Source organism: Sphingobium sp. WR1, from assembly GCF_059693745.1.
On sequence record NZ_JCATID010000045.1, the window covers coordinates 20,737 to 27,394 of the forward strand.

The following is a 6,658-nucleotide window of genomic DNA, read 5'->3' on the forward strand; positions in this document are numbered from 1 at the left end:
AGCCTTGCCCCGATACAGCATTTCCGCAATAAGGAGACTGTTCATGCGTGTATTCCTGACAGGGGCGACTGGCTTCATCGGTTCGCATATAATTCCGGAACTTCTGAGCGCCGGGCATCAGGTGCTCGGCCTCACCCGTTCGGATGCCGGCGCCCGCCAACTCGAGGCGGCCGGTGCAGATTTTCATCGCGGCGATCTTGAGCAGCCCGAGACCCTTGCCAGCGGTGCGGCGGCGGCCGATGCAGTGATCCACTGCGCGTTCGACCATAATTTTGAGACCTTCTTCGAGAACACGAAGAAGGACGAGAGGAATATCGCCGCGATCGGCGAAGCGTTGGAAGGAACGCACAAGCCGATCTTGATCACCTCAGGCATCGGCATCGGCACGCCGCTGTATGGCGGCCCGGCGACCGAAGACATACTCAATCCGCGTCACGCCAATCCCCGCATCGCAACCGAGTTGGCCGGTGCGGCGCTGATCGCGCGGCGCATCGATGTACGCACGATCCGGCTGTCGCAGGTGCATAATACCGTCAAGGCCGGCTTGATCACGCCGCTAATCGCCGAGATGCGTCGGGCTGGAGCGGCAGCGTATCTCGGCGAAGGCCAGAGCCGATGGGCTGCCGCGCACGTCCGCGACGTTGCGAAACTCTATGTTCTCGCGCTCGAAAAGGGCGAACCGGGCGCGCGGTATCATGCGTCGGCGGAAGAGGGTGTCACTGCGCGTGCCATTGCCGAGGCGATCGGAGTGGGCACTGGTTTGCCGGTTCGCTCGATCAGCGCCGCAGAGGTCGAACAGTATTTCGGCTGGATGGCACCATTTGCCGGCCTCGATATAATTGGGGCAAACGCCTGGACCCGCGAGCGGCTTGGGTGGAATCCAACCGGAACCGACCTGCTCTCCGACTTGGCTTCCATGGATTACTCCGCGCTCACTGCGGGAATGGGCAAGCCCTCATGCTGGGCGCTGAGCGACCCATCGACGGCGGGTTCTGATGCACGATGTTCCTGCTGTTGAAGGGCCTATATTGGTCGACAGCGGTCGCGATAGCTGCCGGTCCGCACTTGGCGATCCAAAACCGTCGGCTGAGTGACTGACAAGGGTCGACGGAGGAAGCGATTGTTCTTGCCGGCATAATCGGGAGAGGAGAATTCGCGTCCCGCCTTTCAGGCGCTGGTGGTAAATTGGGAAGACTTTGGCGAGCGCACTGCGCGGCTACGCCGAAAGGCCTCGACGCTGGACGTCCTCGGATTCTGGCAGAAGAGGACTCAAAAACGGCCTATGTCGGCTCAGAAAACCGCCATTTCTTGAGAGCCATCACTACGCAATACCATGACCGATACCCTGGGACTTTTTATTGGAGCGGTTCGAGTCCCGACGTTTCAAAATCATGTCGTCGGCAGGTGATTCGACAAGGCTTTGTCGGTCATACGAACGCGACTCATGAAATTCTTGAAACTTTCACAGTTTGAAAGTATCTAGAATTTATGAATGCACTTTTTTATCAGGTTTCAGGATCAAAGCTTGCTGAGCGGATCTTCAACGAAGACCAGCTTCGTGCGCTGCTGGGCGGCAGCGATGCCCGCCGTTATGCTCTGGTACATAGGGCCCTGAAGGACGGTTCTCTGATCCGTCTCAAACGGGCGACCTATATGCTGGGTCAGAGAACCAGCAACGATGCCATCCACCCCTTCGCTGCGGCACAGGCGCTCCTGCCAGGTAGCTATATCTCCTTTGAAACAGCTTTGGGCTATCACGGCTGGATTCCGGAAGCCGTCTTCACCACGGCTAGTGTTTCACCGGGCCGCAAGACGATCACCTATGATACGCCGTCCCTCGGGCAATTCAGCTTTCACCCACTCGCGCTCCGGGAATATCAATTCCTGACGAGCGTGGAACGGGAAAAGTTGGGCAAACTCACGGCATTCGTCGCGCAGCCTTTACGGGCACTGATCGATCTTGTCGCTTTGCGGAAGGAGCATTGGTCCGGCCTGGACTGGCTCATCACGGGCATGCGGATCGACGAGGACCGGCTGCGATCGCTCAGACGCAAGGATTTCTCCGCGCTTCGGCCCGTTTACAAACACAAGGCCGCCAACGCGTTCCTCCACTCACTCGAGGACGTCATTCTGACGAACAGAGGCGCAGCCAAAGGTACTCCCTCGGATGATTGAGATTATTCAGGAAAAGCTTCGCCAATATCGAGCGACCAATGCGGTCGAGGAAGAGAACGCGCTCAAGGAGATCGTCCAGGAGATCGCTCTGTATGCGCTTTGGCGTGGCGACTTTTTCGATGTTGCCCTTTTCCAGGGTGGCACGAGCCTGCGTATCCTGCACCGTCTGCCCAGGTTTTCCGAAGATCTCGATTTCATGCTCCGGTCACCCAACCCCGAGTTCGACTGGGCGCCTTATCTTAAAATTCTGGTCGAGGTTTTTGCGCAGTTCGGATTGAAGCTCGACGCCCAGCCCAAGGAGAGGATGGACAAGGCGGTTAGGGAGGCGGTGCTCAAGGATGATTCCATCGCGAGCCAGCTCGACCTGACCTTCGCAGGTACGGGACGCCCCCGAACGATCAAGATCAAGCTGGAGATCGACACCAATCCGCCGCCGCGATCCGGCGAAGCCAGCACCTTTCTCGATTTCCCCGCCGATTACGAGGTACGGCATCAGGATCTGCCTTCCAATCTCGCGCTGAAAATCCATGCTCTGCTTTGCCGAGGATATCTGAAGGGCAGGGATTGGTATGACTTTTCCTGGTATGTCTCGAACGGGGTTTCTCCCAATCTGGCGCATCTCCAGGCGGCCCTCATTCAGACGGGCCCATGGGCGGGGCAGGAAGACCTCAAGATCGATATGGCATGGCTGGAGGGCACGCTGCGGAACACAATAGCCGCTGTCGACTGGAAGGCCGCGGCCGACGATGTCAGGCGCTTCCTGCGCCCAGCGGAGGCAAAGTCGCTGGAATTATGGAGCGACCGCTTCTTCCTCGCGAAACTTGCAAAGATGGTCGGGGAATGACTCTTTCGTCCGAAACTGTGGATCGGCATTGGCGTTGCAGTCATCCTGAGATCCATCTGCAATGATAGACGATCCCGCCAAAACCGACCGCCTTGTCGCGGAAATGGAAGCCTCGCTTCCATTGGAAACCAGGCTGTCGCCGAACGTCCAAAGCACCCTTGCGAAACAGTCGCCCGATTCTGCGATCCCGGACAGGTGCATGGTCACAAAAATCTTCTACATGGGCGAAGAGGGTGGGATAGTTTGTGGTCTGAATATCGGCGGACCGGACGCTAAAACCCCTTTCTTCGTCTCAATAACCCATCTTATATTCGACAGACGATGCCCCATATTCCGCCAGATTGAAGCCTATCAGCGGCACCGCGTCAAAAAACTCAAACAACAGCGCGCGCGAGATTACTGACGCCCGCATGATTGATCGAGCCTATCCGAATTCGTTATGCCCCTCACGGACACTGACACGCGCTCATTGCAGCGCGGCTAAGGCAGCGCCGCCAGCCGTTCGATAAACCGCTCTTTCCGAGCATGCCGCTCGCGGATTTCGTGAAGCCGCCGGTCGAATTCGGCCGCCGTACCTTGAGCTTCGGCAATGGCACGCAGATCGACAAGAAGGGCGGCGGCTTTGTCATAGCCGGGGGCGTTGCGGCGCTCGATTTCGGCTTCCACCTCCTGCCAGACGCTCGCGCCCCGTCGAGCAACGGCATCGATCCGGGCAAGACGCGCTTTCTCGGCTTCCTCCGCCTGCCGGCGGCGGTCGGCTGCAGCTTTCTCGGCGTTCGCGTGATCGCGAGCGAGGCGGATGGCGCGTGCGCGGGACCGCAATTCGCCAGCGGTTCGCGTACCATTGGGTAAACGGGCATGGTGCTCCCCCAGTCGTTTGCGAACCAGCGCGCGCAGCTCTGCGGCAATGTGAAAGTCACCGTCGAACAGGCGGGTGAGCAAATCCGTCTTTTCGCTATCAGTTATGGCCTCAATTACCTCTCTGGCGGCGGGCGATGTCGCCTTCATATCCATGGGGCGATCACCTGCGGCCTGCACGAGGTCGGGATTGATGCCGAAAAACTCTGCGAATGCTCCGAGCGCTCCTGTCAATGGTCCGAATCCCGGCATGGGTTCAATCTCGTCATCGCCCAGCTCTTCGCTCTCGATTGCTCCCAGCCACAGCAGATAAAAGAGCCGAAAGTCGCCCGCGAGGAGATCGGCCCGGAGTGGCGCCAGAGCCGCAAGCCAGCCGGAGCCATCATCCCAGTCTTCATCGAGTTTGACTTCGTCACGCGCGATATCAAGGATCAGCGCATCGCCCGCCGCCTGCAGCGTGGCCCAGTCGATTCCAAGCAGAAGCGGCTTGAGAAATCGCTGATCGACCAGCCTTTTCGGCAACCGGATCATCAGCCGCCGCGTTCCCCAGTTTGCCAGATAGAGATGAAGGTCGAACCAGCGTTTCATGAAATCGGCGGGATCGCCCTTCAGGTCACCCCATTCGTAGGAATTGGTGAAGCTTGTCGCGGTGATCCGAGCCCGCGTCGATATCGCCCGCAGAGCCTGGCGATCCATTCCGTCGAGAGGGCGATCGACCGCTTGGAATTCATAATATTGATATTCGCACATGCCCGATCACCCGTCTCCGCCGTCATGGACGACATCGATAGACGACCGGCCGCCCGCGATGGAAGGTCGGGAAGGCTTGAAACAGGATTTGAGGCGGTCATTTCTTGACGACGCGCTCATTCGGGCCGCTATCGTAATTACCTTGCCATACGAATCGGTGCTCGATCCTGTTAAGGGAGACGAGTCGGGGACATTAATGGCGACCGCATGACAGCCGAATTCAACATATTCGGGCCCGGCTTGCAGCGCTCGGAGCCGAGCATTCGGCTTAATGAGTGCGGGGTTTAACCTTGCAAATATGGAACTATAGTCCATAAATGCATGGATGATTGAGCGCCGCATTGCATTGAACTTGATCGAACGGCTGGACGAGACGCCAGCGGTCGCACTCCTTGGGCCGCGTCAGGTGGGCAAGACGACGCTCGCGCGGACGATCGGCGAGCAGCGACCATCGCTTTACCTCGACCTCGAATCCGATGCGGATCGGGCCCGGTTGACCGAACCGGAACTCTATCTCGCGCAGCATGAAGACAAACTCGTGATTCTCGATGAGGTTCACCGGCTGCCCGGTCTGTTTCAGATCTTGCGCGGTCTGATCGATGAAGGCAGGCGCAAGGGGCTCAGGACCGGGCGCTTCTTGCTGCTTGGCTCAGCCTCGCTGGACTTGCTGCGCCAGTCCGGGGAAAGCTTGGCGGGGCGGATCAGCTACCTCGAAATGGGACCGGTCGACGGATCGGAGGTTCCAGCAATTGAAATTCCGAAACTTTGGAACAGGGGCGGATTTCCCGACAGCCTTCTGGCTGCCGATGATCGTCGCAGCCAGCGTTGGCGGCAGGACTTCATCCGCACCTATCTGGAGCGCGATGTACCGATGCTCGGCCCCCGGATACCAGCCGAAACGCTTCGGCGCTTCTGGACCATGCTGGCCCATCACCAATCCGGCCTGCTCAATGCGGCGGAATTTGCCCGGTCGCTTGGCGTCGATGGCAAGACCGTTGCGTCCTATCTCGATCTCCTGGTTGATCTGCTGCTGGTCCGGCGCCTGGAGCCCTGGCATTCCAACGCTGGCAAACGACTGGTCAAGTCGCCCCGCGTCTACGTTCGTGACAGTGGCCTTGTTCATACATTGCTCGGTCTGACCACGCTCGAAGACGTGCTGGGACATCCCGTGGCGGGAGCGAGTTGGGAAGGCTTTGTGATCGAAACGCTGATCGCCGCCGTCCCGGAAGGAACGCAGGCCAACTTCTATCGCACTGCCGCCGGCGCCGAAATCGATTTGCTTCTGAGATCGCCCCGCGGTGAACTCTGGGCCATCGAGGTCAAGCGGAGCCTTACACCTTCGCTGGAGCGGGGTTTTCATCACGCATGCGCGGATCTGAAACCGCAAAGGCGCATCGTCGTCTATCCTGGGGCAGAGACCTATCCGCTAAGCCTTGGTGTAGAGGTCATGTCGCTGCAAAAGGCGAGCGCGGCCGTTGCGGAAGGCAACTGACAGGCCAGAAGACGATTCAGCCCTTCCTGCGCGCAATGGCATCCCAGGTCAGGTCAAATCGAGCGAGATATTTCCGCAATCTGTCCGCATCGTTCGTGCTTGCGCGCCTTTCGCGTGATGCGGAAAACAGCTTCCGGCCTGCATCGGACAGCGAGTGGCTGCTTCAGCAGGTCTCGACGACAAAACTCAACTGGATGCGATCGAACGGATCGACTTGCGACACGGTCTCAGCGCCCAAGAGAAATTCCAATCCATCGCTGGCCTGCCCGGTGCCTGACCATGACTGCTTCAAGCGCGCGATCTCCTTGGATACGCCATCGGCATCGATCCTTCCCTTGGGCGAAAATGTCGCCATGCGGGTGACACTGGCGGCAAGGTCGCGGAAGTTGCCGGGCCAGTGGGCTGTCGACGCGACCCTTCCGGCCTGGTCGCCCGTGAAATACTTCGGAACCTACTACGGGGAGAATGAGTCCAGGAGGCAGACTCGGCATCGATCACCGATGCCGTGCTGCTTGCCCGGGCTACCGATCCCGGGTCGC

Annotated in this window: 8 protein-coding genes; 5 read left to right on the forward strand and 3 right to left on the reverse strand. The window is 59.1% G+C overall.

The features are described from left to right. Positions 1–43 precede the first annotated feature (43 nt). From AC58EF_RS27205 to AC58EF_RS27220, 4 genes are all read left to right on the forward strand, one after another. Complete coding sequence (locus tag AC58EF_RS27205; RefSeq protein ID WP_497279512.1) at positions 44–1,018, forward strand: SDR family oxidoreductase; 975 nt, start codon at positions 44–46, stop codon at positions 1,016–1,018. Positions 1,019–1,488: 470 nt separating this feature from the next. Continuing rightward, positions 1,489–2,175, forward strand: coding sequence for a type IV toxin-antitoxin system AbiEi family antitoxin domain-containing protein (locus AC58EF_RS27210; RefSeq protein ID WP_497279513.1), 687 nt, complete (start codon positions 1,489–1,491; stop codon positions 2,173–2,175). Then, on the forward strand, positions 2,168–3,019 hold the full coding sequence (locus AC58EF_RS27215) for a nucleotidyl transferase AbiEii/AbiGii toxin family protein (RefSeq protein WP_497279514.1): 852 nt from the start codon (positions 2,168–2,170) through the stop codon (positions 3,017–3,019). Before AC58EF_RS27210 ends, AC58EF_RS27215 begins: the two co-directional genes overlap by 8 nt. A 61-nt stretch (positions 3,020–3,080) precedes the next feature. Beyond that, positions 3,081–3,422, forward strand: a complete 342-nt coding sequence (locus AC58EF_RS27220) for a hypothetical protein (protein ID WP_497279515.1) — start codon at positions 3,081–3,083, stop codon at positions 3,420–3,422. 77 nt (positions 3,423–3,499) lie between these two features. Here AC58EF_RS27220 and AC58EF_RS27225 read toward each other — a convergent pair whose 3' ends face one another. Next, the gene (locus AC58EF_RS27225) at positions 3,500–4,627 is read right to left on the reverse strand and encodes a hypothetical protein (protein ID WP_497279516.1); all 1,128 of its coding nucleotides are present in this window, start codon (positions 4,625–4,627) and stop codon (positions 3,500–3,502) included. A 325-nt stretch (positions 4,628–4,952) separates the two neighbouring features. Here AC58EF_RS27225 and AC58EF_RS27230 point away from each other — a divergent pair, with 325 nt between their 5' ends. After that, entirely contained in the window at positions 4,953–6,119 is a 1,167-nt protein-coding gene (locus AC58EF_RS27230) for an ATP-binding protein (RefSeq protein WP_497279517.1), read from the forward strand. Positions 6,120–6,135: 16 nt separating this feature from the next. Here AC58EF_RS27230 and AC58EF_RS27235 read toward each other — a convergent pair whose 3' ends face one another. Together AC58EF_RS27235 and AC58EF_RS27240 are read right to left on the reverse strand one after the other, a co-directional pair. After that, complete coding sequence (locus tag AC58EF_RS27235; protein WP_497279519.1) at positions 6,136–6,270, reverse strand: hypothetical protein; 135 nt, start codon at positions 6,268–6,270, stop codon at positions 6,136–6,138. Positions 6,271–6,282: 12 nt separating this feature from the next. Continuing rightward, complete coding sequence (locus AC58EF_RS27240) at positions 6,283–6,474, reverse strand: hypothetical protein (RefSeq protein WP_497279518.1); 192 nt, start codon at positions 6,472–6,474, stop codon at positions 6,283–6,285. Positions 6,475–6,658 lie beyond the last annotated feature (184 nt).

Coding starts and splice junctions, on each gene's coding strand:
- AC58EF_RS27205 (WP_497279512.1), top strand. CDS start 44: ATGCGTGTATTCCTGACAGGGGCGACTGGCTTCATCGGTTCGCATATA.
- AC58EF_RS27210 (WP_497279513.1), top strand. CDS start 1,489: ATGAATGCACTTTTTTATCAGGTTTCAGGATCAAAGCTTGCTGAGCGG.
- AC58EF_RS27215 (WP_497279514.1), top strand. CDS start 2,168: ATGATTGAGATTATTCAGGAAAAGCTTCGCCAATATCGAGCGACCAAT.
- AC58EF_RS27220 (WP_497279515.1), top strand. CDS start 3,081: ATGATAGACGATCCCGCCAAAACCGACCGCCTTGTCGCGGAAATGGAA.
- AC58EF_RS27225 (WP_497279516.1), bottom strand. CDS start 4,627: ATGTGCGAATATCAATATTATGAATTCCAAGCGGTCGATCGCCCTCTC.
- AC58EF_RS27230 (WP_497279517.1), top strand. CDS start 4,953: ATGATTGAGCGCCGCATTGCATTGAACTTGATCGAACGGCTGGACGAG.
- AC58EF_RS27240 (WP_497279518.1), bottom strand. CDS start 6,474: ATGGCGACATTTTCGCCCAAGGGAAGGATCGATGCCGATGGCGTATCC.